This window comes from Mycobacterium xenopi (assembly GCF_009936235.1).
GTDB lineage: Bacteria > Actinomycetota > Actinomycetes > Mycobacteriales > Mycobacteriaceae > Mycobacterium > Mycobacterium xenopi.
In genome coordinates this window covers 1,260,386-1,286,605 of the sequence record NZ_AP022314.1, presented here as the reverse complement: position 1 = coordinate 1,286,605, position 26,220 = coordinate 1,260,386, and the positions used below count along the sequence as shown (strand labels likewise).

Genomic DNA, 26,220 nt, shown 5'->3' with positions numbered 1-26,220 from the left:
ATGCGAGTCTGCGTCTGGTCAACGAGGTAAACAGCGGTTGCCGTAGTCGAAGGAGCGCACTGAAACCGGTTGTCCGAGCGGATCGCCGTCGGTGAGCAGCGCGATCAGCTCCTTGTCCTCGGTGGTGGCAAGAAACCGGCTGTTGTCGGCGTCGAGCCGGCCGACGATGATCCCCGTCAGCCGCCCGTTGTCCCGGCGGACCGTGTAAGTCTCCACGACGCCGCCACCGTCGGGATGTTCGGTCACCGCCACCGAAGGCCACGCGTCGATCTCCGCCTGCAGCTGCGCACTGCGGTCCGGCTTCCACTCCAAGGGAGTAGTGGAGTACACGCCGACCGAGTATTTGCTCATGATGCCGCCGTTAGCGCCGACAAGTCCGAATTGCCCTGGCGCACTTCTCATCCGCACAACCGTCTCGGCCACACCATGCATCGAATAGTTGTTGCCGGCACCGCCGAAGAACGGCAGCCCGCCGGTGAGGGTCAGCCCCCGCGGGTCGTCCGGCGCGATGCCCATGCCGTCGCAGATGTTAAATACCACCACCGGGAAACAGCTGTAGAGGTCGAAGGTGGCCACGTCGTCGATGCCGATGCCGGCCACCCGCAGCGCTTCTCGCACCGCCATCACCGCCGACGGCGCATGCCCCAGGTCGGGGCGGTCCAGCAGACTTTGCTCAGCCAGGTCGGCGTGGCCGTGCAGATACACCCAGTTCTCCGGTGGCACACCCAGCCGCTGCGCGGCCCCCACCGACATCAGCAGTGCAGCCGCCCCCTGGTTCACCTGATCCCGGGCAACCAGCAACCGTGGGTAGGGCTCGGCAATCATCCGGTTGCTTTCGGTGACGGTGATCAGTTCCTCGACGCTGCGTTCCACCGGCGCAGCCGCGAACGGATTGGCCGCGGCCACCTTGGTAAACGGCGCGAACAGCTCGCCCATCGAGCGCAAATACTCCGCCGGACCCAGACCCGTCCACGCCCGGCGGGCATTTTCCAGCAGCCCGTACTGCGTTGGGGCGTCGACCAGGCCGTGGATGACCGTGTAGCGGCTGATGAGCCCTTCCAGCCCGTGGCCGCGGTCTTCGAGCGAGCCCTCGACCGTCTCGGAAAAGTCCGGCCGGTTGTCCAAGCCGGCGAAATAACGGGTGGTCGAGGTGGCGTCGGAGCCGAAGATCAGCGCGACTTCGCAACGCCCCCGGGCGATTTCGCCGGCAAGCTCGTTGATCAGGTGCTGCGGACCCTGGCCACCGACGATCTCCAGGATGGCGCGGCCGGGATCGGCGTCGATCCGCTGCGCCACCGACCGCGGATAGTTGTTGGACTTGCCTAAAACCGCCTGCGCCGGCCCGGAGATCTCGAATTGCCGCACACCGGCCACGGTGTCGATCGCGGCGGCCACCTTGGCGGCATCGGCGCCGCAGTCCTCCAGCGTGGCCCGCGCCGCAGCGGCCGCCAGCTCGACCGCCGACATCGCGCGGTAGTAGGGGTCATCGATCCGCTCGGCGGCCTGCCCTACGCCGACGACGACGGGCGTGTGCGGATCGAGGGTCACAGGCTCTGCATGACCTTCCGGGCCAGCGCCGCGGTCTCCGATGGGGTCTTGCCCACTTTGACGCCGGCTGCCTCGAGCGCCTCCTTCTTGGCAGCGGCGGTGCCCGACGAGCCCGACACGATCGCCCCGGCATGACCCATGGTCTTGCCTTCCGGCGCGGTGAATCCGGCGACGTAGCCGATGACCGGTTTGGACACGTTGGCCTTGATGTAGTCGGCTGCCCGCTCCTCGGCGTCACCGCCGATTTCACCGATCATCACGATGATCTTGGTTTCCGGGTCCTTCTCGAACGCCTCGATCGCGTCGATGTGGGTGGTGCCGATCACCGGGTCGCCGCCGATGCCGATCGACGTGGAAAAACCCAGATCCCGCAGCTCGTACATCATTTGATAGGTCAAGGTGCCCGACTTGGACACCAGACCGATCGGGCCGGGCCCGGTGATGTTGGCCGGGGTGATGCCCACCAGCGACTGACCGGGGCTGATGATGCCCGGGCAGTTCGGCCCGATGATGCGGATCAGCGGGCCCTGCGTTCCTCCTTTTTCGACGTTGTAAGCCCACGCATAGGCGGTGTCCTGCACCGGGATTCCCTCGGTGATCACCACCAGCAGCGGGATTTCGGCGTCGATTGCTTCGATGATGGCGTCTTTGGCGAACCTCGGCGGCACGAAGATGATCGACACGTCGGCGCCGGTCTCTTTCATCGCCTCCGCGACGCTGCCGAACACCGGCAGCTTGATCATCCTGCCGCCCTTGTCCTCGTGTGTGACGGTGGTCCCGGCCTTGCGCGCGTTGACGCCGCCGACGATCTGCGTGCCCGCCTTCAGCATCCGCGCGGTGTGGATGGTGGCCTCGCTGCCGGTGATGCCCTGGACGATGACCTTGTTGTCCTTGGTCAAAAAGATTGCCATCAGTTACGCGTCCTTCCTCTTAGTGGCGACCCGCTGCACCCGGCTTCGCCGCGCTTGCGATCGCCACGTCAGGCGCTCGCCAACTCGGCGGCCTTGTCGGCGGCCTCGTCCATGGTGGGTACCAGCGTGACGAGAGGGTGGTTGGCTTCGGCCAGGATGCGCCGGCCCTCGTCGACGTTGTTGCCGTCGAGGCGCACCACCAGCGGCTTGGTGGCCGCGTCGCCGAGCATCCGCAGCGCCGTGACGATGCCGGTCGCGACCGCGTCACACGCGGTGATGCCGCCGAACACGTTGACGAACACGCTCTTGACCTGCTGGTCGCCCAGGACCACGTCGAGGCCGGCGGCCATCACCTCGGCGGACGCGCCCCCACCGATGTCGAGGAAGTTCGCAGGTTTGACCCCGCCGTGTTTTTCCCCGGCATAGGCCACGACGTCCAGGGTCGACATCACCAAACCGGCGCCGTTGCCGATGATGCCGACCTGCCCGTCAAGCTTGACGTAGTTGAGGTCGTTCTCCTTGGCTTTCAACTCGAGTGGATCGGTGGCGTCGCGGTCCTCGAACTCGGCGTGACCCGGCTGGCGGAAGGCGGCGTTGGCGTCGAGGGTGATCTTGGCGTCCAGCGCCAGGATCTGATCGTCGGGAGTGCGCACCAACGGGTTGACCTCGACCAGGGTGGCGTCCTCGGCGACGAACAGCTCCCAGAGCTTGTGAATCGTGACCGCCGCGGCGTCGAGCACCTCGCTGGGCAGATGACCCTGCTCGGCGATGGACCGGGCGAACTCCAGGTCGACACCCTTGACTGCGCTAACCGGAATCTTGGCCAGCCGCTCGGGTTTGGTGGCAGCGACCTCTTCGATCTCCATGCCGCCTTCCACCGAGCACATCGCCAGGTAAGTCCGATTGGCGCGGTCGAGCAGGAAGGAGACGTAGTACTCCTCGGCGATGTCGCTGGCCTCGGATACCAGCAATTTCTTCACGATGTGGCCCTTGATATCCAGACCCAGGATGTTGTTGGCATGCCTATAGGCGTCCTCGGGTGTGGCGGCGTACTTCACGCCGCCGGCCTTGCCGCGGCCGCCCGTTTTGACCTGCGCTTTGACCATCACCGGGCGGCCGATCTCCTCGGCGATCGCCTTGGCGTCATCGGCGCTGTCGGTCACCCGTCCCGGGGTGGTGGGCACGTTGTGTTTGGCGAATAACTCCTTCGCCTGGTACTCGAAAAGATCCATTGGCTCACTGTCTGTATCGGCCTGTGCATCGTCGGGCTGTGGTAGCGCACCACGCCTGCGGGGAACTGTATCGACACGGCTGAAGCGCCCTGACGCCGCATCCGTCGATGTGGTGCAGGTCACCGGGCAGCTCGAGTGATTCAGATCACAATCCCGGCTGGATTTTCGGCATCGGTTGCCACATATGTCCGAAAGTGGTTAACGTCTCAGGGTCCAGATAACGCTTTGGTTACGACCCGAGGACTTTCCAGGTTGACCCAGCATCGTTTTGCCCGGTCTCCTGCAGCCGGAGCCCCTCGCGGATCCGCTGACCGCTGGCCAGACCTCGACCGCAACGAGGTCACCGACATCATCCCGTTCAACGAGTTCGGCAGCCTCGACGATCTGGACTTCAGCGACAACTGCGCTTTCGACAACGAGGTGCAGGTCCTGCGGGCACCCGAACTGGACGACCTGGACGACACCGACGATCTGACCCCGCTCTGGCTGGCCGCTCCAAGCGAGCCCGATCCCGGCATCGAGCGCTGCGCCGACGACTCCTATCCGTACCTGGTGGCCGAAGAGCTCGACGAGCTGGATGACGATGTGGACACCACCGCCATCCCCTGGCGACGTGGCCAGCATCGCAAGCCGGCTAGCAGTGCGGTGCGCGGACGCGTGCTGATCACGGCGATGGCGGCAGGCGCCGCGGCGGCGGCTGCGCATTCGGCGACCCACCCGTCCAATGCCGCCAAGACCGAGACGGTGCTGGCCGCCGACGCATCGCCCCTCAACGGCGGGGCGACGACGACCTCGGCACGCGGCATGCAGATGATCACCGTCAAGCCGGCCGCCAATATCGCGGTGCACAACGAGGAGCTCGCCAAAGGAGTCGCCTTCGCCCAGGAGCGCGCCCAACGCGAGGCCCGGCTTCAGCAGCCACTGTTCGTCATGCCGACCAAGGGCATTTTCACGTCGAACTTCGGATACCGCTGGGGGGTGCTGCACGCCGGCATCGACATCGCGAATTCGATCGGAACCCCGATCCTGGCGGTGTCCGACGGTGTGGTCATCGATGCCGGCCCGACCGCCGGTTACGGGATGTGGGTCAAGCTGCGCCACGCCGACGGAACCGTCACGCTCTACGGTCACGTCAACAGCACGCTGGTCAGCGTCGGCCAGCGGGTGATGGCGGGCGATCAGATCGCCACCATGGGCAACCGCGGTAACTCCACCGGCCCGCATCTGCATTTCGAGGTGCTTCTCGGCGGCACCACGCGTGTCGACCCGGTGCCCTGGCTGGCCCAGCGGGGTCTCAGCGTCGGCAATTACGCGGGCTGAACCGAGCGGCCAAGCCGATCCCGGGCACTGGGCGGGGCCTAGCTCGGGCCGCTTGGCTGGGTTGGGCAAGACCAGTTCTGGATAACCTGGATAGCGACCCACCGACCGACGGCAGAAAGGCTTTGAGACGACAGCACCAGCCGACGACAACGCCTCAGCCGGGGCAGGAGCGTCATCGCAGCAAGACGAACCACGGACGCGCATCATCCGGCGGGCACCGACCACGCCGCTGCCTCCGATCACCCAGCAGTTCCAGACCACCCAGATTCCTCGACGACCGGCCGCCTGGGAGGGTGCGGCGCGGCCGAGCCAGGCCGGCGGCTACGGCGCGGTCGGCGCTGGCAGCGGGCAGACCGGTTCCGCGACAGCCGTCGCCACCTCCGCCGTCAGCTTCGTCAGCGGCTGGGCCACCGCGGTGGTTGCCACCGACCTGATCGCGGGCTGGTGGCGATCCGACCGGCTGTTCTGCGTCGCGGTGGGATTTTTGGCGTTGGTGTTCGCCCTGGCCACGGTGGCGGGCGTGATTCTGCTGTTGCAGCGTCGCAGCCTGGGCCGCTATCTCATCGCGGCCGGGGCGGTGGTCGCGTTGCTTACCTATGGCGGCATCTTCATCGCCGGTGCGCGGGTCGCCTGGATCGTGCACACGCTTCCGCTGTTGCCGGTGGCCAGCGTTGTGCTCGCACTGCACCCCCGAACCAAGCGCTGGCTCATCGATTAGAACACCGGCTACAGCTTGGTCAGCGGGGCGTGGTTGTGCATCAGCTTGACCCGGCCGGAGCTGCCGAAATCGATCAGTGACATCGCCGAGTCGCCGACCCCGGAAACTTCCTCCACCCGGCCCAGCCCGTACTTGTCGTGCGAGACCCTGTCGCCGGGTTGAAGCACCAGCAGTGGACGCCGGCCGCCGTCGAGCGAGCCGGCGAGGGGCGGGGGGCGCCGAATCGGCCGGCGCCGGTCACCGGTGCGCTGACCGACGGTGCCGGATCGCTGCGTCGCCAGTCGATGAGCTCTTGCGGGATCTCCCGCAAGAACCGCGATTCCGGATTCAGCATCGGCTGGCCCCACGACGAGCGGACCTTGGCGCGGCTCACGTAGAGCCGTTGGCGGGCCCGGGTAATGCCGACGTAGGCCAGCCGGCGTTCCTCGGAGAGCTCGCTCGGATCATCCAGCGCCCGCATGTGCGGGAACATCCCGTCCTCCCAACCGGTCACGAACACCACCGGGAACTCCAAGCCCTTCGCCGTGTGCAGGGTCATCAGGGTGACAACGCCTGAATTCTGCTCGGGGATCTCGTCGGCCTCGGCGACCAGCGACACCCGCTCAAGGAACTCCGCCAGCACGCTGGTGTCGGGCACGTCTTCGTCTTCGGGAGTGTGTAAAGACTCGTCGAAGGCGGTGGCGTTCGCCCGGTCAATACTGAATTCGTGTGCGACGCTTACAAGTTCGTTGAGATTGTCAAGCCGGGCCAAATCCTGTGGATCACTGGAGGGCTCGAGTTCGGCGCGGTATCCGGTCCGGTCTAACACGGCCTCCACCAGCTCGCCGAGGTCGTCGCCGAGACGGCCCCGCAGATCGTCGAGCAGTTCGACGAAGCCCGAGATCGCTTTCGCCGAACGGGAGTTCAACATCGGAACCTTGCCTTCGGCCGCGGCGACCAGCGCGTCGGCAAAGCTGGCACCGATGTTCTCGGCGTACACCGCTACACACGCCTCGGCCCGGTCACCGATGCCGCGCCGCGGTGTGTTGAGGATGCGCCGAAGACTGACCGCGTCGCCTGGGTTGTCCAGAACCCGCAGGTAGGCGACGACGTCGCGGATCTCCTTGCGCTCGTAAAACCGCACTCCCCCAACGACTTTGTAGGGGATGCCAGCGCGGACGAATACTTCTTCCAACGACCGCGACGAGTTGTTGGTGCGGTAGAAGACGGCCACATCCTGGTAGGTGATTTCGCCGCGCTCGACGAGTGCGTCGATCTCCTCGGCGACAAACCTCGCTTCATCGTGTTCGTTGTCGGCGACATAACCGACGATCAGCTCGCCCGCACCGGCATCGGTCCACAGGCGCTTGTCGCGCCGCCCGGAGTTGCGTGCGATCACCGAGTTGGCCGCAGACAGAATGTTTTGGGTGGAGCGGTAATTCTGTTCCAGCAGAATCGTTGTGGCGTCCGGGTAGTCGCGTTCGAAGTCTTCGATGTTGCGGATGGTGGCGCCACGAAACGCATAGATCGACTGGTCGGCGTCGCCGACCACGCATAACTCGCCGGGAGGGACTTCGTCTTCCACATCACGACCGACCAATTCCCGCACCAGCACATACTGGGCGTGGTTGGTGTCCTGGTACTCGTCGACCAGAATGTGCCGGAACCGGCGCCGGTAATGCTGGGCGATCTGCGGGAACGTCTGCAATACCCAAACGGTCTCTGAAATCAGGTCATCGAAGTCCAGCGCATTGGCCGCGCGCAGCCGCCGCTGATATTCGGCGTAGACCGCGGCGACCGTGCGGGCGAGCTCGTCGGTACCATCGGACACGCTGGCCGCCGCTTTTTCGGGGTCGATCAGCTCGTTCTTCAGGTTGGAAATGCGGTTGGCCAGCAGACGAGGCGAGTACCGCTTGATGTCAAGACCCATATCCCTGCCGACCATCTGCAGCAGGCGTCGGGAATCGTCGGCGTCATAGATCGAAAAGTTGGAATTCAGGCCCGCGATGAGCGAGGCGTGATTGCGCAAGATCCGCACGCACATCGAGTGAAACGTCGATACCCACATCGAGCGCGCGCGCGCTCCGACGAGCTGCACCACACGGTCGCGCATCTCGGCGGCCGCCTTGTTGGTGAAGGTGATCGCCAATATCTGCCCCGCGCCGACGTCGCGCGCCGCCATCAGGTAGGCGATGCGGCGGGTCAGCACCGCCGTCTTGCCCGAGCCTGCGCCGGCGACGATCAGCAGCGGCGAACCCTCGTGCAAAACGGCCTGTCGCTGCTGGGGGTTGAGCCCGTCGAGGAGTTGCTCTGCTTCACGGGCGGGCTTGGCATCGGTCACATGCACGCTCAATATGCGCTGCTCCTCCTCATCGCTTCGCCGTGCATCGTCACCGGCGGTCATGTCGATCCAAACTTACCGCCGTTCGCCGACAGTTTTTGCGCTGGCGCGACCGTTAGTGGCACACTCGATCCGTGCTCAAACCGCAGCTTCGTAGACGTGGCTCGACCCAAGAGTCGCGTCGCCGATTTTTCTACGGGTACCGGCCAGCGGTGCCTGTGGCTTAGCTGCTTTCCAGAGCCCCGCGGTTCACATCCGGGGCTCGTCTGTTGTGTGAGGCCCCGGACCGGATGAGACCAAGACCCCCACACAACGAGAACGCGGAGACCAAACCCATGGAAACCGAACAGCTTCCTGACATCGACGAGCTGCGGCAGGAAATCGACCGCCTCGATGCCGAGATCCTCGCCGCAGTCAAACGCCGCACCGAGATATCCCGGGAAATCGGCAAGCTGCGGATGGCCTCCGGCGGCACCCGTCTGGTGCACAGCCGTGAGATGAAGGTCATCGAGCGCTACAGCGAGCTTGGTCCCGACGGCAAAGATCTGGCCATGCTTTTGCTTCGGATGGGCCGAGGTCGGCTCGGTCACTAGGCCCCAGGCGGGGATGACGCATGCGAACACCTGGTGTTGCCCGATGGTGTCGGTCGACCCACGGCTGGGAGTACCGGGGTGCGCAACTGCCGGCCATGACACCTGACCTGCAGCGGGTGCTGGGCACTTGTCGAACCGCCTCGGTGACCGCATCATGGCCGAGCTGATCCTGGTCACCGGTGGCACCGGAACGGTCGGGTGCGTCGTCAGCGAACGCCTTCTCGATGCCGGAGCGCAGGTGCGCGTTCTCAGCCGCGGTCTGCGTTCGATCGGCCGCGCACCCCATGTGGTGGGCGATGTCCGTACCGGCGAAGGACTCACCGAAGCGATGCGGGACGTCGACACGATCGTGCACTGCGTCGACCCGGCTCACCACGTCGTCGATGCTGCGCTTGCGGCCGCAAAACCGCATCTGGTTTTCATTTCGATCGTCGGTGTCGACCGGGTACCGCTCGGCTATTACCAGCGCAAGCTCGCCGACGAGCAGCTGATCATGGGCTCCGGGTTGCCGTGGACAGTGCTGCGCACCACGCAATTTCACGATCTGATCGCCGCGGCGCTGCGGATGCTGGCCAAACCGCCGATCCTGGTGGTCCCGGCGGGGTGGCGAGCGCAGCCCATCGATGTTCGCGAGGTGGGCGCACGCCTGGCCGAACTCGCGTTAGACGGTCCCGCCGGGCGGGTCGCCGAGATGGGTGGCCCGGAAGTGCTACCGATCGCCGAGCTGGCCCGGCGGTATCTGGCGGCGGTGGGCAAACGACGACCGGTGGTGTCGCTACCCCTGCCCGGTCGCGTCTCTCGCGGCTACCGCACCGGCGGCAACCTAACACCCGAGCATGCGGTGGGCACCATACCGTTCGAGCGGTACCTCGACGAGCAACTGGCCGCGGGCACGTGGCCCTACAGCGACGCGATTCGCTCCTATCTGCGGCTGCCGCGACGCTTCCGGTCACGCTGAGCGCACTAGGGTCGAACCCATGGCCTCTGTCCAACAGATTCCTGACATCTCCGCCACCAGCGCGTGGCACGCCCTGCGCAGGCATCACGACGAGATCAAAGACACCCACCTGCGCCAGCTGTTCGCCGACGACCCTGACCGCGGTCGCGATTTCACGGTGACGGTCGGCGACCTCTACATCGACTACAGCAAACACCGGGTAACGCGCGAAACGCTCAGGCTGCTGATCGACCTGGCGCATGCGGCGGGCCTTGAGCAGCGCCGCGACGACATGTTCGCCGGCAAGCACATCAACACCTCGGAAAACCGGGCGGTGCTGCATACCGCGCTGCGCCTGCCGCGCGACGCCGAGCTGGTCGTCGACGGCCAAAACGTCGTCGAGGACGTGCACGCGGTGCTCGACGCGATGGGGGATTTCACCGACCGGGTGCGCAGCGGCGAGTGGACCGGCGCTACCGGCAAACGCATCGCATGCGTGGTCAACATCGGCATCGGCGGCTCGGACCTCGGTCCGGTGATGGTGTATCAGGCCCTGCGCCACTATGCCGACGCCGGCATCTCGGCGCGTTTCGTGTCTAACGTCGATCCCGCGGATTTGACCGCGAAGCTGGCTGACTTAGACCCTGCCACAACACTTTTCATCGTTTCGTCGAAGACGTTTTCCACGCTGGAGACGCTGACCAATGCCACCGCCGCGCGGCGGTGGCTGACCGCGGCACTCGGCGACGCCGCGGTGGCCAAGCATTTCGTCGCGGTCTCGACAAACAAGAAGCTGGTCGAGGAGTTCGGCATCGACACCGCCAACATGTTCGGATTCTGGGACTGGGTCGGCGGACGGTATTCGGTCGACTCGGCGATTGGGCTTTCGGTGATGGCCGCCGTCGGCCGACAACGGTTCGCCGAGTTCCTGTCCGGTTTCCACATCGTCGACGAGCACTTCAAGAGCGCACCGCTGCAGTCCAACGCGCCGGCTCTGCTGGGGCTGATCGGAGTGTGGTACTCCAATTTCTTTGGCGCGCAATCGCGGGCCGTGCTGCCGTATTCCAACGACATGGCACGCTTCGCCGCCTATCTGCAGCAATTGACCATGGAATCCAACGGCAAGTCGGTGCGCGCCGACGGCACACCCGTCACCACTGATACCGGTGAGATCTATTGGGGTGAGCCGGGAACCAACGGCCAGCACGCCTTCTACCAGCTGCTGCACCAGGGCACACGGCTGATACCGGCCGATTTCATCGGTTTTTCCCAACCGCTCAACGACCTGCCGGACGCCGACGGCACGGGCAGCATGCACGACCTGCTGATGAGCAACTTCTTCGCCCAGACCCAGGTGCTGGCCTTCGGCAAGACCGCCGAGGAGATCGCCGCCGAAGGCACACCACCAGATGTGGTGCCGCACAAGGTGATGCCCGGCAACCGGCCCACCACGTCGATCCTGGCGACCCGGTTGACGCCATCGGTGCTGGGACAGCTGATCGCGCTCTACGAGCACCAGGTGTTCACCGAGGGCGTGGTGTGGGGCATCGACTCGTTCGACCAGTGGGGTGTGGAACTGGGCAAGACGCAGGCCAAGGCGCTGCTGCCGGTGATCAGCGGTGACGGGCCGCCGGACCAGCAGTCGGACAGCTCAACTGACGCGCTGGTGCGCCGATACCGCGTGGAGCGCGGCCGTCCGGCCTGAGCCCGGTTGCCGCGAGCGGGCGCAATTGCATGCTCGTGCCGCGCCGCGCTACGCGAGGTACTTGGTCATCCGCGGCGGCAGCACCCGCATCAGCTGCACCAGCGGCGCCCACGGCCACCACGGCACCGCGGCCCGGCCCGGCTCGCGCTCGATGGCATTGACCAGGGCCCGCACACCGGTTTCGTTGTCCACCATGAACAACGTCGACTCCGATTTGGCGGTCATCTCCGACTCGATGTAGCCGGGCTCGATCACCGACACCTTGATCGGACCACCCGCGTATTCGGCGCGCAGCGATTCCCCCAGCGAGCGGATGCCGGCTTTGCTGGCGGCGTAGGCGGCCTTGACGCCGGGCACTCCTTTGGCGCCGAGCACCGACGAGATGAGCACCAAGTGTCCCGAACCGGCCTGTTTGAACATCTCCAGCGCGGTTTCGATCTGAACCAAGGCGGCCACCAGGTTGGTCTCGATGGTCGCCTTGTTGGCCCACAGCTTGCCCGAGCCCAGCGGCGCCCCCTTGCCGATGCCGGCGTTGACGATGATCCGGTCGATGCCGCCGAGCGTGTCGGACAGCTCGGCGAACACTTTTGGCACCTGCTCGTGGTCGTTGACGTCGAGCGCGGCAACGGCCACCGTGCTATTCGGATGTTGCTGCGTCAACTCGGTTTTCAGCTCGTCGAGCCGGTCGGTGCGACGGGCGCACAGCGCCAGGTCGCGGCCTTTGGCGGCGAACTGTCGCGCCATCTCTGCGCCCAGGCCGGAGCTCGCACCGGTGATGAGGATCTTCTGGCGAATCACCCTGGCAGGATAGCGGCGATCGCCAGCGCGGCGAAGCCGGGCGCAGCGGGTCGCCGCCATCAGCCCAGCGGCGATCGCCAGCGCGGCGAAGCCGGGCGCAGCGGGTCGCCGCCATCAGCCCAGCGGCGATCGCCAGCGCGGCGAAGCCGGGCGCAGCGGGTCGCCGCCATCAGCCCAGCGGCGATCGCCAGCGCGGCGAAGCCGGGCGCAGCGGGTCGCCGCCATCAGCCCAGCGGCGATCGCCAGCGCGGCGAAGCCGGGCGCAGCGGGTCGCCGCCATCAGCCCAGCGGCGATCGCCAGCGCGGCGAAGCCGGGCGCAGCGGGTCGCCGCCATCAGCCCAGCTACTTCAGCAGCCGCGACATCCGCCGGTCGGCCAACACCTTGCCGCCGGTCTGGCAGGTCGGGCAATACTGAAACGACTTGTCGGCGAACGACACCTCACGCACGGTGTCCCCGCACACCGGACAGGGCAAACCGGTACGGGCGTGCACCCGCAATCCAGAGCGCTTTTCGCCCTTGAGCATCGCGGCCTGTTGGCCGACCGAGCGGGTGACCGCGTCGCTGAGCACCGACACCATCGCGTCGTGCAGCGTGGCGACCTGCTCACGCGAGAGTTTCGCGGCCGTGGCGAATGGCGAAATCCGTGCGGTGTGCAAGATCTCGTCGCTGTAGGCGTTGCCGATCCCGGCGATGACCTTCTGATCGGTCAACACCGTCTTGACCCGGCCGCTCTGCCCGGCCAGCAGACCGGCCAGGTCGTCGGGGCTGATCGCTAGCGCATCGGGGCCCAATGCCGCGATGCCGGGCACCCGGGCGGGGTCGTCGACCAACCACACCGCCAGCCGCTTTTGGGTGCCGGCCTCGGTGAGGTCGAAGCCGGGCCCCTGACCGGGCGCGCCCAGGTGCACACGCAGCGCGATCGGTCCCTTACCTGGGCGCAGCGGCGTGGCGGGCAGGTTGTCGGACCAGCGCAGCCAGCCCGCCCGTGACAGGTGGGCTATGAAGAACAGGTCGCCGACCCGCAGACCCAGATATTTGCCCCACCGCTCGGCTGCGGCGACGGTCTGGCCATGCAGCGCTGTGATGGGCGGGTCAAAGGTCTTGAGCACCGAAAACGCCGCGACGTCGACGCGGCCGATTGTCTCACCGACCGCGTGCCGGCGCAGATGCTCGGCTAGCGCCTCGATCTCAGGAAGTTCGGGCATCTGTTCAGTGTGCCGGTCACCCGCGGGTGGCGCGGCTAACGTCGCGAACCGCCAGCGACAGCACCCAGCTCACGATCGACAACACGATGGCCGCCCAGATCGCTGTCCACCAGAAGTGGTCGATGTGCAGCCCCCAGTGCGTGGTGTGGCGGGTGATCCACGCCGTGATCCAGAGCATCAACGCGTTGACGACGATGTGAAACAGGCCCAGGGTGAGGATGTAAAGCGGGATCGACAGGATCTGCACGATCGGTTTGACGAACGCGTTGACCAGCCCGAAGATCACCGCGACGACGAAGATGATGCCGACCCGCTGCAGCCGGGTATCTCCGCCGACAAAGCTCATCCCGGGCACGATCAAAGTGACCACCCACAGCGCGAAACCGGTCAGTGCCGCGCGCAGAACAAAGAGCCCCATGGGTTCAGATCCTGCCACGCAAACGTCCGGGGATGATACGGGTCGAGCAACGAGCCGGGCAGATGAAGGCGGCCGCTAGCGCCTCGGGTGGGCGGGAAAATTGGGCACCACATGGCGCGCGAACAACCGCATCTGCTCGCGCATTTCGCTGACGGTATTGCCGACGAACAACAGCGCGGCGAGATGGTCAACGCCGGCCCGCTGGTATGCCGCGACTTTGTCGCACACCTGATCGGGCGATCCGACGAGATTGATCTCAAGATAGGTGTCCAAGTCGACGCCTCTGGTCATGGTGTGCTGCAAGGATTTCCGGAACAGGTCGAACGAGGAGTTGAGGAAAGTTTCGCGGGCGAGCTGTGGCCCGGGGGTATTCACGTCATCCTGATCGAACCGGCGTCCATCCGTACCGACGCGGTCGGCAAGGTCGAAGCCGACGCCGAGCGGGTGCTGCAACAGATGACCGACACCGATCGCCAGCTCTACGCCACCACGTATCGGTCGATGACGCGCAACGCACTTGCCCGGGAACGCAACGGCAGCCATCCCGATGTGGTCGCGCGCACCGTGCTGCGAGCGCTTACGGCTCGGCGGCCCCGCAACCGGCGAGTACTGCGACGAAATTGACCAACCAGGACACGGTGGCCGCGTTATACGCAGACTTTGCGCAGATGGCGATCGAGGTGGGCCAGCACGCCTGGGGCATCGCCAATCTGACGATGCGGGAGAAGGTGTTTGTCTTCGTGGCCGCCGACCTGTGCGCCCGCAGCCTCGGCTTTGCGCTCAAAACCCACGTCGAAATGGCTCGGTCCCAAGGTGTTTCCGTCGCTTCGATCCGCGAAGCGGTACACCACCTCGCGCCGTATGTCGGATACCCGACCGCGGCTGAGGCACTGATTGCGCTCGCTGAGATCGATGGCGCCGACGCGCCTGATCCGCAGCGCGCTGATCGTCTTGAGGTGGACGCGACGACACTGCACCGAATCGACGGCCTCGACGCCCAATTCGCCGGCTTCGTCCAGCGGCAGTACGCCGACAGGTGGGGGCGACCGGATCTGACGGTCCGCGAGCGGGCTTTGTGCACCATCGCCACTGACGTTCTCAACGGGACACTGGACGAGTCGTTTGCCCTGCACGTCGATCTGGCACTGGGTCACGGCGCCGGCATGGCCCAGGTCCGCGCGGTGCTTTTGCTGGTCGCCGAATCGGTATCGCCAAGGCGTGGCGGGCCTACCGCGCGCTTGAATCACTCGGCGGCGACGCGCACTAGGCGCGGACTAGATAGGTGTCCATGATCCAGCCGTGCCGCTCTCGGGCGTCGGCGCGTAGCGCCGCGATCTGCTCCCCCACCTCGGCGACCGTGCCGGACACCAGCAGCTCGTGGTCGGTGCCCAAATAGGCGCCCCACCAAATCCGGGTATCGGGCGGGCAGACGCGAAACGAGCAGTCGGCGTCGAGCATTACCACCGCCGAGCCGGACAACCCGTGGGCACGCAGCTGTCGGCCGGTGGTGATCAGGACGGGCTCACCGACGTCGTTGAGGGGGATGCGATGCCGGGCGGTCAGCGCCTGCACGGCGGTGATGCCGGGGATCACGTCATAGCTGATGTCGGTTTCGGCGGCCACCGCCGCGAGGATGCGCAGCGTGCTGTCATACAGCGACGGGTCGCCCCACGCCAAAAATGCCCCTACGTTTCCCGGGGCCAGTTCGGTGGCGATCGCGCTGGCCCACACCCGCGCCCGGGCCGCATGCCAGTCGCACACCGACTCGAGGTAGCGGACATCCTTCGCGCGCGGCGCGTCCGGCAGTTCGACGAATCGGTAACCCGGCTCCCGGATGAACCGCGCGCAGATCTCACGACGCAATGCCACGAGATCGCGCTTTGCCTCACCCTTGTCCATTGCGAAGAAGACCTGGGTGTCGTTGAGCGCCTCGATGGCTTGGACAGTCACGTATCCGGGGTCGCCGGCCCCGATGCCGATGACGTGGATATGCCGACTGGTCATTTGCCAGCACAGCTTAGTGCGGGTTGGTGCGCGCCCGTCGCGGGTAATCCGGCCGCATGGCCATCGAAACGGAGCCAACCCAAACCCTGACCCGCGCAGGCCGTTTCCGCCACGCCGACGCTCCCGCGGTGAAATGGTGTAGAACCTGGTCACCACCAGCGACCACAAGCTAATTGGTCAGATGTAGTCAGATGTATCCAGTGACAGCCCACTCCAGCGAGTTGCCGTAGCCCCACGGGTCGTCGTCCGTGACCGGTTCGCCGCAGCGCCAGCTGCCACCACCTGCCCACCGCCACGACACAACTTCTACGCGCCGCCAGCCGTCATCGGTAGCCGAGACCTGAAGTACCCGATACCATAGGTATTGACATCTTCATGGGTGCTTTTTACCGTCGAGGGCACGACACCGACGAAGGAGCGGCACCATGACCACTCCGGTGAAGTCCACCGGCCCCAGTCGCGAAGAGTTTTCGGAGCGCTTGCTGAAGGGGTCGGTGAAGAAGTCCTACGCACCGATCGTCGACATCGACTGGGACGCCCCGCTCGACCCGGACAAGTTCTACCTGCCGCCCAAGACCGTATCGTTGTACGGCACCCCGATGTGGGATCAGATGACCCGCGCGCAACGGATCGAACTGTCCCGCCAGGAATTCGTCAACACGCTCTCGGCGGGAATCTGGTTCGAGAACATCCTCAACCAGGCCCTGTTGCGCAGGCTCATGCATGAGGATCCGACGGCGTCCGAGTCGCACTATGCGCTGACCGAACTGGGTGACGAAACCCGGCACATGGTGATGTTCGGCAAGGCCATCGAGCGGGTCGGCGCCAAGCCGGTACGTCCGCGGCTGTATCACCGGATCATCATCAACGCGCTGCCGTTAGTGTTCCGCGGCGCGATGCTGTGGGTGGCCGCACTGATCGGCGAGGAAATCTTCGACGCCCTGCAGCGGCAGATGATGGACGATCCCGAGCTACAGCCAATGGTCCAGCGGCTGATGCGGATTCACGTGACCGAAGAGGCTCGTCACATCCAGTTCGCGCGCGACGGCCTGCGCAAGCGGGTGGCCGAAATGCCCAGGCTCAACAAGTGGTTCATGGCCAACATCAACGGGCTTGGTGGCCTGTTTTTCCGCTACCTGTTCACCAATCCGATCCCTTACGCTCGCGCCGGCTTAAACGTGCGCCAGGCGCGTCTGACCGCGCTCCACAGCGCGCACCGCCACGAGACTCAGCGAGCCGGCTTTGCCCCGCTGGCAGCGTTTTTGACCGAAGTCGGGTTGATGGGCCCGATCGCGCGCCGGCAGTGGGCCCGCAGCGGATTTCTGTGACGAAAACGGCCGCTACCGCTGAGCCGCGTCACGACGTCGTCGTCGCCGGGGGCGGTGCGGAAGCGGCGTGCGCGCGAACAGCACTCACGGAGGCAGGCCTCACCTGTTTTGTTCTGCAAGATCGTGTCCTTACCGCCGTTTTCGACGACGACACCGACACCTGGACGCTGACCACCAGCGGCGGCCAGACCTGCCGTGGCCGCGTGGCAATTGCCACCGACAGTCGGCTGTTCGTCCCGTGGATCCCAAAGCTTCAGGGACAGCACGACTTTCGGGGTATGTGGTTTCACTCGGCGACGCCGAGCCGTGATTTCGATCCAGCCGGCAAACGCGTCGCGGTGATAGGCGCAGACAGCACCGGCGGCCGGGAAATCGAGCGGCTGGTTGCATCGGCGGCATCAGTCGCGGTGTTCGCGTATTCGCCCCGCCGGTTCGTCCCCATGCTGCCCGGACCGGCTACGCGCACCAAACGCTGGGTGCGCCGCCACGCATGGCCAGTGCAGCAAGCCGCGCCGAAGCGGCGGCCCGAACTGGTGGGTGCCCCCATCGACGCCGTGACCCCCAACGGCATCCGCACGTGCGACGGGGAGCACCATGACGTCGACGCGATCATCTACGGCACCGGTTTTCGCATCGCCGATCACGTTCGCGACGACTCGTTGGTCGGCACTCGCGGAATCACCCTTCGGCAGGCTTGGCACGACGGCATGGAGCCTTACCTTGGTGTGGCCGTGCACGGCTTCCCCAACTATTTCCTAATCACCGGGCCCGATTACCAAGCGCAGGAGCGCCACATCATCGACTGCCTGCGATTGATGGCTCGGCGGGACAGCGCCCGCATCGAGGTGCGCCGCAGCAGCCAGCAGGTGTTCAACGAGCGGGTATATCTGCGGTGTCCGGGGTGGCCGCCGGTGGCGTCGGCATTTGACCTGTCGTCGAGTATCGACCTGAACGACCATGCCTACGACGGCCCGGCCACCCTCAGGATTGCCGACACCGACCGGCCGGTGCGGGTCCGACTGACCGGCTATGTCGACCCGATCGACGGCCAATTCCATTGGCAAGGCACTCTTTTCGATAACTTGCCGACGGATCTTCTCCAGCGGACACGGACGGTCACACTGGCTGTCGGCGAGCGCAGCGCGCCCGCGCGCATCGTTGAAGAAACACCGCAGCACACCCACACCATCGTCGGCGTGGGCATGCCGCCGTTCGCAAGCGCACCGCGCTGATGCGAGGCGTGCGCTATCGCATGGACCAGCGTTGAAACCTGCGCGAAGCGCCTTGACGTCGCGCTTAGTATTTGGGCGCCCGGGTTTTTCCATCCGAGTCCAGGAGGCGGTGTGCGGTTCAGCTACGCGGAGGCCATGACCGACCCGGCGTTCTACATCCCGTTGGCCAAGGCGGCCGAAGCGGCCGGATATACCGCCATGACCATTCCCGACAGCCTCGCCTACCCCTTAGAGTCCGACGCGAAGTATCCATACACTCCCGACGGCAGCCGGGAATTTCTCGACGGCAAACCGTTCATCGAGGCGTTCGTCTTGGCGGCCGCGTTGGGCGCGGTGACGATTACGCTGAGGTTCAACTTCTTCGTCCTCAAACTGCCCGTCCGACCGCCGGCACTGGTGGCCAAGCAGGCCGGTTCACTGGCGGCCTTGATCGGCGACCGGGTTGGCCTGGGCGTCGGCACCAGCCCCTGGCCTGAGGATTACGAGCTGATGGGCGTGCCATTCGCTAAGCGCGGCAGGCGAATTGACGAATGCATCGAAATCGTTCGAGGGCTTACCACCGGCGACTACTTCGAGTTCCACGGCGAGTTCTACGACATTCCCAAGGCAAAGATGACCCCGGCACCAACTAAGCCGATCCCGATCTTGGTCGGGGGCCATGCCGATGCCGCGCTGCGCCGCGCGGCCCGCGCCGATGGATGGATGCACGGGGGCGGCGGGCCGGACGACCTTGACCGGCTGCTCGCGCGGCTCAAGCGGTTCCGCGACGAGGAGGGGAAGACCGGCCCGTTCGAAATCCATGTGATTTCCCCCGAAGGCTTTACCGTTGACGGCGTTAAACGACTGGAGGACAAGGGTGTCACCGACGTGATCGTGGGTTTTCGCGCACCCTACGCCAAGGGACCCGACACCGAGCCGCTCGACGCCAAGATTCGCAACCTGGAGACGTTCGCCGAGAAGGTGATCACGAAGGTCTAGCCGTGCTTGGCCAACCACTCGGCCTGCAAGACCAGCAACGCCGTCGGCTCTAGGTGGGGGGTGTCGGGGTCGAGCTCGCGGTAGCGCCGATAGACGTTGGCGACGACACGTTCGGCGTCCAGCCACGTCGCGTACTCGCCGAGGTCGATGGTCTCGGCGGCCTCGACGAACGACAGACCCTTGCGGTAGGCGGCCTCTGCGGCGTCGGCGACGTGCACGAAATACCCGCGGACCGCACGGACCCCATCCGGATCGGTCACCGGTCCGTGTCCGGGTACCACGGTGGGTGCATCCAGCGCGAGCATCGCGTCACAGGCCGCGATCCAGTTGGCGATCGGCCCAGCCCACACGATCGGCGTGCACCCGATGAACAACAGATCACCGGCAAACAACACGCCGGCGTCGGGCACGTGCACGACGCTGTCGGCGGCGGTGTGGGCGGGTCCGAGATTCAGCAGCCGCACGGGCCGGCCGCCGACCTCGATGGTGAGCTCGTCGTCGAAGGTCTGGTCGGCGTTGCGCACCGTGATCCCACTAAAATCGAAGGGCCCGAACCGATCTCGCACATAGCGGGTCGCGACCGGGCCGAGATCCGCGGTCTGGATCATGGCCAGCATCTCCGGCGCCACGCCGTGGGCAATCTCCTCGGCGGTGCCTTTGGCCGCAATGATGCGCACCGATGCGTCCAGCAGCTGGTTGCCGTGGGTGTGGTCACCGTTGGAATGAGTGATCAGGGCGTCGGTGATGGGCGCGTGGTCGGTGACGAGCCGCATCGCGGAGAGCATTTCGCGGGTCAGCGGCAGGTCGAACAGCGTGTCGACGAGCAGCGACGCGCCGTCGCCGGCGACCAGGCCGGCGTTGCTCCAGCCGTATCCCCCGTCCGGCAGGGTCCACGCCCACACCCGGTCGGCAACCTCGTGCAGCCCACGGGTGTACGGAACCTTTGCCGGTGCCCGGTTCACGCGCGGCTTGTCCGGCTTGACATCCGGGTTGGGTCGCGCCGCCAACCGTTGCGGCGAGGCTGTGGCGCGCACCGTTTGGCGTGTCTCCCCGAGCCCTTGGACCCGCAGGCTGACCACGTCGCCGTCGTGCAGCCAGCCCGGGAAGGTCTCCCGGTCGGTGAGGTGCTCGACGAGCGTGCAGGTGGGCACGGTGCCGGAACCGAACACGTCGCCTGGAACCAGCGTCACCCCGCGCGACGCATAGGAGATGACTTCACCGAAAGTCCAGTCCATCGTGCCGGTCGACCCGGAGCCGATCACGGTGTCGTTGACCAACGCGGTCACCTCGAGGCTCAGTTTGCCGTTGCGGCGGTACGGTTCGAGTTCGTCGGGTGTGACCAGATACGGCCCGAGCGTCACCCCGGCGTCTTTGCCCTTGGCCTGGCCGATTCCCAGCTGGCCTTCCAGTCGCTGCAGGTCCCGCGCGGACCAGTCGTTGAAGATCAGGTAGCCGATGATCGCGTCTTCGGCTTGCTCGACAGACAGATCCTTGCCAGTTGTTCCGATGACTGCGCCGATCTCCAATTCGAAGTCCTGCCAAGCGCTTCCCGGGGCAATCGGTGCGTCGTCGTATGGACCGAGAACAGTTGCGGGACAAGCGAAGTAGAACGCCGGGATCCGGTACCAGACGTCTTTGAGCACCCGGCCGCCGCCGGCTGCCTGCTGGCAATTGCGCATGTGGTCCAAAAAGCACAAACAGTCGCGAATCGACGGCGGGCGGGGAATCGGCGCGGCGAGCGACACCTCGTCGAGACGCACCGTGGCCGGCCTGCGCAGCGCCTCCTCGCCGGCCACACGCAGCCCGTCGGCGCCGCGCTCGATCAGGTCGAGCAGTGTTACGCCCGGCGGCATCGCGTGGACCTCCTCGCCGGAGAGCACGCCCGTGCGCTCGCCACCGTCGTCTCGATAGGTCACCCACCGCATGCGGTTCTACTCCTCTCGCACTACCTGGTGTGGCTCTTTATCCGGCCGCAGTCCCCGCCAGCTAGGTTGGCGCAGCCGGCCATCCGACGTCCATTCGCTGTAGCGCACTTCGCCGACCAACGTTGGCTTCACGAACGTCACACCCTTGGCGTCACGAGCGGGAAGGGATGCGTTGAACGGGGATTCGCCGGTTTGCAGGGGCGCCAGGGTCTTCTTGAGACGGGTGAGCTCGCGTTCGGTGAACCCAGTGCCTACCCGGCCGGCGAAGTGCAGGCCACCGTCGGCGGGGATGCCCATCAGCAGCGACCCGATGCCACTGGTGCGGCCACCCTCGCCGGCACGCCAGCCGCCGATCACCACTTCTTGTGTGCGCCAATGCTTGTCCTTGATCCATGACATCGAACGGCGGCCCGGCTGATATGTGGAGTCGAGTTTCTTGGCGACGACTCCCTCCCAGCCGTGAGTGCTCGAGTATTTCAGGGCCGCAGCACCGTCGCCCGGTATCAATTCGGGGACAACGAGACTCCGCCCGCCGGCCAAGGTTTCCAGCAGCCGGCGCCGGTCGCGGTATTTGGCCCGCAGCAGCGGGCGCCCGTCCAGATAGAGCAAATCAAAAGCCCAGTATTCGACGCGGGTGGCGCGCACCCGGTTTTGCATCTCGGAAAATCTCGGGACCCCAGATTCGTCGAGGGCCACGATCTCGCCGTCGAGCACCACGTGGTGGTCGGCGAGATCGCGGGCCAGCGCGCGCAATTGCGGATACTCGGCGGTGACGTCTCGGCCGCGGCGCGACCGCACCCGCAGCCCGCCGTGGTCGGCCTCGACGAGCAGCCGGTACCCGTCCCACTTGCCCTCGAACGCCCACTGGCCGGCCGTCAACTTGGCCACCGAGCCCTCGGTCGCCAGCATGGGGGTGAGCTCGCCGAACTCGAAGGCTTTCTGCTCTTTCATGCGGTGTGCCAGCCATTGGTCGCCGGAAGTCTGGATCAGCGCGTAGCGGCCGGAAATCCGGCTGCCGTGCAGGTTAACGATGACCTCGTCGTCGCGGAACTTCTCGGTGTCGTAGGTGCCGGTATCCCAGATGATCACCTTGCCGGCCCCATACTCCCCTTTGGGGATGGTGCCTTCGAACATGGCGTACTCCAAGGGATGGTCCTCGGTGTGCACCGCAAGATGGTTGACCGCCGTGGTCTCGGGCAGGTTTTTCGGAACCGCCCACGACACCAGCACACCGTCGCGCTCGAGCCGGAAGTCGTAGTGCAGCCGACGGGCGTGATGCTCTTGAATGACGAACGTATTGTTTTGTCCCCCAGCTGGTTTAGCGTTGGGCACCGGTTCTGGGGTTTTCGACGGGTTCCGCATACTGCGGTATTTGGCGAGTCGATCCACATTGATGTCGGCATCAAGGGGCGCCAGCAGGTCACCGTCTCGGGACACCCGCTGCAGCACCTCGTCGTAGCGCAGTTGCCGAAGCTTGGGGTCGTCGAGTTCTTCCCAGGCGCGCGGCGCGGCCACGGTCGGCTGTGCCCGGCCACGCAGAGAATACGGTGCGATCGTCGTCTTCGACCCGTTGTTCTGGCTCCAGTCGACGAACACCTTGCCCGCCCGCAAGCTCTTGGTCATCGTCGCAGTGACCAGCTTCGGCATCGCCTTCTCTAGTTGCTGGGCCACACGTTTGGCCAACACCACTGCGCCCCTGCTGCTCACCGGCTTGTCCAGCGGAGCATAGATGTGTATGCCCTTGCTGCCGCTGGTGACGGGGAAGGTGGTGAGCCCGATGTCGGCGATTAAATCCCTGATCATGCGTGCTACGTCGGTCAGCTGCCGCATCGTCACACCTTCACCTGGGTCAAGGTCGAACACCAATCGCGTTGCCGGGCCGGGCTTTAGCTCTTCGCCGTTGCGCGTCCACTCGGCGACGAAGCGCCACTGCGGCACGTGCACCTCCAGCGCGGCCTGCTGGGCGATCCAGGCCAGCGCGGTGCTGGTGTCGATGATCGGGTAGGTGGTGGTTCCGGACGAGTGCACGACCGAGGCGCGGGGCAACCAGTCGGGCGCCGACGAGGCCAGTTGTTTTTCGAAGAACGACGCCGCCTGCACGCCGTTGGGCCAACGCTTGCGGGTGGCGGGGCGTCCGGCGACGTGTGGCACCATCACCTCGGCGATGCTGGTGTAGTAGTCGAACACCTCGGCCTTCGTGACGGCTTTTCGCCTGCGGCCCGCGGGCGGGTAGAGCACCTTGTCGGCGTTGGTCAGCTTCACCCGCGGCTGCGCGGTCGGCTCAGAAGGCCAAGCACGCGGCGAATCCATGCTGCTAAAGCTACGCTCCGCAGACCGGTGTGGCGCATTTCACCATCGGGGTTAAAGGCCTGCTAATGCGAGGGATATCTCGCGTGGCCGGGACCTGCAGCCTTGACCGACCCGATTTGACGCGAGGTATCTTCGGCGACCGATGCGCTACGTTGACAGCCTTCCGTGCCTTGTCACCGAGCACCGTCCCACCGGCCTTCCGCTAAGCGACGCCACGTTGCCCTTGCATTCGCAGCGGATCGACGTGCCAACCTATGACAGAGCGACACTTCAGCGGGGTGTCGTTCATATCGGCGCAGGCAACTTTCACCGTGCCCATCAGGCTGTTTACCTCGATGAGCTTGCCTCCCAGGGCATTTCGGACCAGTGGGGAGTTAGTGCTGTCAGTCTTCACTCCCGCGACGTCAAAGACCTGCTCTCGGCTCAAGATGGCCTGTACACGGTGGTGCAACGCGGCCACGACCGCCAAACCGCCCGGGTGGTCGGCTCGATCGGCTCCTACCACTACGCACCGGTCGACAGCGCCGCGGTCCGCCGCGCCCTAGTCGATCCCCGGACCCGCGTCGTCAGCTTGACGATCACCAACAACGGCTACTTCCTCGACCCGGCCACCGGCGAGTTCGACGCTGCCCACCCCGACGTGCGTGCCGATCTAGTCGCGTCGGATTGCTTTGTCACCGCGTGGGGGTACCTGGCCGAGGCGCTTGACCGGCGCCGCCGCGCCGGTATCGCCCCGTTTACCGTGCTGTGCTGCGACAACATTCCCGGCGACACCCAGGTGGCGCGGACCGCGCTGGTGTCGTTCGCCGAATTGAAGGATCCGGAGCTCGCTCGCTGGATCGATCACCATGTCGCATTTCCGTCGACCATGGTCGACCGAATCACTCCGCAAACCTCGGACACGGAGCGCGAATTCGTTGAGCACACGTTCGGCATCGCCGACAAGTGGCCGGTGCTGACCGAACCGTATTCGCAATGGATCATCGAAGACACGTTCAGCGACGACCGTCCGCCGCTCGACGAGGTCGGCGCCCAGTTCGTCACCGACGTCAGCGGCCACAAGCTCGTCAAGACCCGGTTGCTCAACGGAACCCATATTGCGATGGCCCCGCTGGCCACGCTGGCCGGCTACCAGCGCACCGCCGAGGCAATGAGAAACCCGGTCATCTCCGGCTATGTCGAGCAACTCATGCGCGACGAAATCCAGCCACTGCTGCCGGCGATAGCCGGGATGAACACCGCGGAATATCGGACCACGTTGCTCACCCGGCTCAGCAATCCGCAGATGAGCGACCAGTTGTCGCGATTGGCGCGCCGGGGGTCGATGAAGATGTCGTCGTTCCTGCTGCCGTCCCTGCAGGAGGCGATCGCACAGCACAGACCGCACACCCTGCTGACGTTGGCCGTCGCCGGGTGGGCCCGGTATCTGCGCGGCCACGACCTCAAGGGCCGCAAGATCCCTATCGACGATCCGCAGTCAGGGTTGCTGACCAGGTTGGCGGCCATGCCGGGCAACAACCCAGTGGCGCTGCTGCGCCACGAGATCTTCACCGAACTGCGTTTCATCCCCGGCTTCGCTGAGCGCCTCGGCGAGATGATCTCGGACATCGACGAGCACGGTGTGATACCTACATTGCGTCGAGCGCTGCGCGACCATGCCCGGGAGCTGGTGCTGCGATGAACCAACGCGGGCTGCGGGTGGTGCGCGAATTCGACCCCACACCTATCACGACTTTGCTCTGTGACGCTGACGACAACCTCTTTCCTTCCGAAAAGCCGGCATTTGCCGCCTCCGTCGAGGTAATCAATCACTTTCTGGCCAGGTTCGGTGTGACGGCCCCGTTCACCGCCGAGGAACTGCGCCGACAGGCCGTCGGAAAGAACTTCCGCAGCACCGCGATCGAGTTGGCCACGCAGTCCGGGGTGCCGATGGAACCGACACTGGCGGATGGTCGTCCCGGTGCCGTCGTAGCTTCCTCCTTCGACGTGGCAGCCGGGCGCGCACTGGGCGCCGAGGAACTCGAGGAATGGGTCCGCCGGGAACGCGACCACGTCACCGCTCATCTGGCCGCCACGCTACGGCCAGACCCGCAGGTGCTCGCTCCGCTGCAGGCCCTCGCCTCGCGGTATGCATTGGCGGCGGTCAGCTCCAGCGCCTCCCCGCGCCTCGACGCGTGTTTCACCGCCACCGGCCTCGACGCACTCATTCCAGCGCCATCGCGCTTCAGCGCGGAAGACTCCCTTCCGGTGCCGACCAGCAAGCCAGACCCCGCCGTCTACCTGCATACCGGCGAAGTACTGGACATCGCCGCCCACCATGGCCTGGCCATTGAAGACTCGGTGTCCGGCGTCACCTCCGCGGTCGCGGCCGGCTACGTCACCGTCGGTAACCTGATGTTCGTTCCTGACGACGAACGGCCTTGTCGCAGTGCAGAACTGATTGATGCCGGCGCAGTCGCGATCACGGACTCGTGGCACGCGTTAGCCACTGCCCTCACGTTGTCGACGGCGACACCGGAAACTCCCCGCTAACGTAGGCGTTCTCGACTTCGCATCGCCGCCAGGCTAAGCCTGAATCCGTGGATGGGTGATTTCGTGTTGCCGTCGACGCGGTTGTTTTGGGATGCGGCCGAGTGTGGCGCGGTGGGGCGTGGGTGATCCGCTGGCCTGTACCAGCTTTCCTTTGGGTTCCTTGGGTCGGGCCTGGGATGGCGGGGCGGACAGGGCTTGGAAGGT

General features: G+C 65.7%; 21 protein-coding genes and 3 pseudogenes. 12 read left to right on the top strand and 12 right to left on the bottom strand.

What is annotated here, in order from left to right; all coding sequences use genetic code 11:
- Positions 1 to 18: 18 nt before the first annotated feature.
- From MYXE_RS06000 to sucC, 3 genes are all read right to left on the bottom strand, one after another.
- Complete coding sequence (locus MYXE_RS06000) at positions 19 to 1,548, bottom strand: acetyl-CoA acetyltransferase (protein ID WP_085193647.1); 1,530 nt, start codon at positions 1,546 to 1,548, stop codon at positions 19 to 21.
- A complete protein-coding gene (sucD, locus tag MYXE_RS05995; protein ID WP_085193645.1) occupies positions 1,545 to 2,459 on the bottom strand; it encodes a succinate--CoA ligase subunit alpha in 915 nt (304 codons plus the stop codon). Before sucD ends, MYXE_RS06000 begins: the two co-directional genes overlap by 4 nt.
- Positions 2,460 to 2,527: 68 nt before the next feature.
- Positions 2,528 to 3,691 carry an ADP-forming succinate--CoA ligase subunit beta gene (gene sucC, locus MYXE_RS05990; RefSeq protein WP_003922822.1) on the bottom strand — a complete coding sequence of 388 codons (1,164 nt, stop codon included), beginning with the start codon at positions 3,689 to 3,691 and terminating at the stop codon, positions 2,528 to 2,530.
- A 252-nt stretch (positions 3,692 to 3,943) separates the two neighbouring features.
- Between sucC and MYXE_RS05985 the strand changes: the two genes are divergently transcribed.
- Both MYXE_RS05985 and MYXE_RS25065 read left to right on the top strand, forming a co-directional pair.
- Positions 3,944 to 5,011, top strand: a complete 1,068-nt coding sequence (locus MYXE_RS05985; RefSeq protein WP_003922821.1) for a M23 family metallopeptidase — start codon at positions 3,944 to 3,946, stop codon at positions 5,009 to 5,011.
- Positions 5,012 to 5,213: 202 nt separating this feature from the next.
- Complete coding sequence (locus MYXE_RS25065; protein WP_332102236.1) at positions 5,214 to 5,729, top strand: hypothetical protein; 516 nt, start codon at positions 5,214 to 5,216, stop codon at positions 5,727 to 5,729.
- Between the two features lie 8 nt (positions 5,730 to 5,737).
- Here MYXE_RS25065 and pcrA read toward each other — a convergent pair.
- Positions 5,738 to 8,061, bottom strand: a pseudogene (gene pcrA / locus MYXE_RS05975) (DNA helicase PcrA).
- 278 nt (positions 8,062 to 8,339) lie between these two features.
- Between pcrA and MYXE_RS05970 the strand changes: the two are divergent.
- The 3 genes from MYXE_RS05970 to pgi all read left to right on the top strand — a co-directional run bounded on the left by MYXE_RS05970 (position 8,340) and on the right by pgi (position 11,284).
- Positions 8,340 to 8,642, top strand: a complete 303-nt coding sequence (locus MYXE_RS05970) for a chorismate mutase (protein WP_050947790.1) — start codon at positions 8,340 to 8,342, stop codon at positions 8,640 to 8,642.
- Positions 8,643 to 8,796: 154 nt separating this feature from the next.
- Entirely contained in the window at positions 8,797 to 9,600 is an 804-nt protein-coding gene (locus MYXE_RS05965) for an SDR family oxidoreductase (protein WP_085193641.1), read from the top strand.
- A 19-nt stretch (positions 9,601 to 9,619) separates the two neighbouring features.
- A complete protein-coding gene (gene pgi / locus MYXE_RS05960) occupies positions 9,620 to 11,284 on the top strand; it encodes a glucose-6-phosphate isomerase (protein ID WP_085193639.1) in 1,665 nt (554 codons plus the stop codon).
- A 48-nt stretch (positions 11,285 to 11,332) separates the two neighbouring features.
- Here pgi and MYXE_RS05955 read toward each other — a convergent pair whose 3' ends face one another.
- From MYXE_RS05955 to MYXE_RS05940, 4 genes and pseudogenes are all read right to left on the bottom strand, one after another.
- Positions 11,333 to 12,082, bottom strand: coding sequence for an SDR family oxidoreductase (locus MYXE_RS05955; RefSeq protein ID WP_085193694.1), 750 nt, complete (start codon positions 12,080 to 12,082; stop codon positions 11,333 to 11,335).
- 343 nt (positions 12,083 to 12,425) lie between these two features.
- Positions 12,426 to 12,893 (bottom strand): zinc finger domain-containing protein, encoded by a 468-nt coding sequence (locus tag MYXE_RS24270; protein ID WP_232061810.1) that lies wholly within the window; start codon positions 12,891 to 12,893, stop codon positions 12,426 to 12,428.
- Positions 12,894 to 13,100: 207 nt separating this feature from the next.
- A pseudogene (locus MYXE_RS24265) lies at positions 13,101 to 13,289 on the bottom strand (DNA-formamidopyrimidine glycosylase family protein); the annotation flags it as partial.
- 16 nt (positions 13,290 to 13,305) lie between these two features.
- On the bottom strand, positions 13,306 to 13,707 hold the full coding sequence (locus MYXE_RS05940) for a phage holin family protein (RefSeq protein WP_085193635.1): 402 nt from the start codon (positions 13,705 to 13,707) through the stop codon (positions 13,306 to 13,308).
- 111 nt (positions 13,708 to 13,818) lie between these two features.
- On the opposite strand from MYXE_RS05940, the gene MYXE_RS05935 reads away from it, so the two are divergent.
- Together MYXE_RS05935 and MYXE_RS05930 are read left to right on the top strand one after the other, a co-directional pair.
- The gene (locus MYXE_RS05935) at positions 13,819 to 14,331 is read left to right on the top strand and encodes a Rossmann-fold NAD(P)-binding domain-containing protein (RefSeq protein WP_085193632.1); all 513 of its coding nucleotides are present in this window, start codon (positions 13,819 to 13,821) and stop codon (positions 14,329 to 14,331) included.
- Positions 14,328 to 14,999, top strand: a complete 672-nt coding sequence (locus MYXE_RS05930) for a carboxymuconolactone decarboxylase family protein (RefSeq protein WP_232061750.1) — start codon at positions 14,328 to 14,330, stop codon at positions 14,997 to 14,999. Before MYXE_RS05935 ends, MYXE_RS05930 begins: the two co-directional genes overlap by 4 nt.
- On the opposite strand, the gene cobF is transcribed toward MYXE_RS05930, so the two are convergent.
- Together cobF and MYXE_RS25225 are read right to left on the bottom strand one after the other, a co-directional pair.
- A complete protein-coding gene (gene cobF, locus MYXE_RS05925; protein WP_085193630.1) occupies positions 14,971 to 15,711 on the bottom strand; it encodes a precorrin-6A synthase (deacetylating) in 741 nt (246 codons plus the stop codon). The genes MYXE_RS05930 and cobF overlap by 29 nt on opposite strands.
- A gap of 199 nt (positions 15,712 to 15,910) precedes the next feature.
- Positions 15,911 to 15,991: pseudogene (locus MYXE_RS25225) on the bottom strand (hypothetical protein); the annotation flags it as partial.
- 145 nt (positions 15,992 to 16,136) lie between these two features.
- On the opposite strand from MYXE_RS25225, the gene MYXE_RS05920 reads away from it, so the two are divergent.
- The 3 genes from MYXE_RS05920 (at position 16,137) to MYXE_RS05910 (ending at position 19,249) form a co-directional block, all read left to right on the top strand.
- Positions 16,137 to 17,039, top strand: a complete 903-nt coding sequence (locus MYXE_RS05920) for an AurF N-oxygenase family protein (RefSeq protein WP_085193628.1) — start codon at positions 16,137 to 16,139, stop codon at positions 17,037 to 17,039.
- Positions 17,036 to 18,271 carry a DUF4873 domain-containing protein gene (locus MYXE_RS05915; RefSeq protein WP_232061749.1) on the top strand — a complete coding sequence of 412 codons (1,236 nt, stop codon included), beginning with the start codon at positions 17,036 to 17,038 and terminating at the stop codon, positions 18,269 to 18,271. The genes MYXE_RS05920 and MYXE_RS05915 overlap by 4 nt, the downstream gene beginning before the upstream one ends.
- Before the next feature lie 111 nt (positions 18,272 to 18,382).
- The gene (locus tag MYXE_RS05910) at positions 18,383 to 19,249 is read left to right on the top strand and encodes an LLM class flavin-dependent oxidoreductase (protein ID WP_085193624.1); all 867 of its coding nucleotides are present in this window, start codon (positions 18,383 to 18,385) and stop codon (positions 19,247 to 19,249) included.
- On the opposite strand, the gene MYXE_RS05905 is transcribed toward MYXE_RS05910, so the two are convergent.
- Both MYXE_RS05905 and MYXE_RS05900 read right to left on the bottom strand, forming a co-directional pair.
- On the bottom strand, positions 19,246 to 21,174 hold the full coding sequence (locus MYXE_RS05905; protein ID WP_085193622.1) for a fumarylacetoacetate hydrolase family protein: 1,929 nt from the start codon (positions 21,172 to 21,174) through the stop codon (positions 19,246 to 19,248). The two genes, MYXE_RS05910 and MYXE_RS05905, sit on opposite strands and share 4 nt — an antisense overlap.
- 6 nt (positions 21,175 to 21,180) lie before the next feature.
- Positions 21,181 to 23,484, bottom strand: coding sequence for an ATP-dependent DNA ligase (locus MYXE_RS05900; protein ID WP_085193620.1), 2,304 nt, complete (start codon positions 23,482 to 23,484; stop codon positions 21,181 to 21,183).
- Between the two features lie 142 nt (positions 23,485 to 23,626).
- On the opposite strand from MYXE_RS05900, the gene MYXE_RS05895 reads away from it, so the two are divergent.
- Both MYXE_RS05895 and MYXE_RS05890 read left to right on the top strand, forming a co-directional pair.
- Positions 23,627 to 25,165, top strand: coding sequence for a mannitol dehydrogenase family protein (locus MYXE_RS05895; protein WP_085193618.1), 1,539 nt, complete (start codon positions 23,627 to 23,629; stop codon positions 25,163 to 25,165).
- The gene (locus MYXE_RS05890) at positions 25,162 to 26,016 is read left to right on the top strand and encodes an HAD hydrolase-like protein (RefSeq protein WP_085193616.1); all 855 of its coding nucleotides are present in this window, start codon (positions 25,162 to 25,164) and stop codon (positions 26,014 to 26,016) included. The genes MYXE_RS05895 and MYXE_RS05890 overlap by 4 nt, the downstream gene beginning before the upstream one ends.
- Positions 26,017 to 26,220 lie beyond the last annotated feature (204 nt).